Below are 511 nucleotides of genomic sequence, written 5' to 3' on the forward strand. Positions count from 1 at the left end.
CCGGCCGGGTCAGTGACCGACCTCACCTAGGGTTGCAGGAAGGTCTTGAATGGCGCGACGCTCGTCCATGGCGCGGTAGGCCTCGGCGACCCGCTCAAGGGCCCAGCTACCCGCAATCGCCGCTGTTAACCGCGCCTCAGCGCCATTTGATGCCGCATCCGATCGACGGACGCTGCTCGGGGCTCACCGGTCGCCCGGCCAGCACCGCGTCGACGGCGGCACGGACGTCCGCGGCGGTGACCGGCCGGCCGTTGCCGGGTCGCGAATCGTCGAGCTGGCCGCGATAGACCAGCCGGCGGTCGCCGTCGAACACGAACGTGTCGGGCGTGCACGCGGCCGAGAAGGCGCGGGCGACGTCTTGGGTTTCGTCGTACAGGTAGGGGAAGGTCCAGCCGTGGTGGCGGGCCTCCGCGACCATCTGCTCGGGGCCGTCCTGCGGGTAGCTGGGCCCTTGAGCGGGTCGCCGAGGCCTACCGCGCCATGGACGAGCGTCGCGCCATTCAAGACCTTC

At 70.8% G+C, this 511-nt stretch carries 1 protein-coding gene; it reads right to left on the bottom strand.

Features of this window, described 5'->3' with window-relative positions; genetic code table 11:
• Positions 1–136: 136 nt before the first annotated feature.
• The coding region (locus A9W96_RS03925; RefSeq protein ID WP_231999579.1) for a redoxin domain-containing protein at positions 137–511 on the bottom strand (375 nt) is incomplete at its 5' end.

This window comes from Mycobacterium sp. 1245852.3, from assembly GCF_001669335.1.
Taxonomy (GTDB): domain Bacteria; phylum Actinomycetota; class Actinomycetes; order Mycobacteriales; family Mycobacteriaceae; genus Mycobacterium; species Mycobacterium europaeum_A.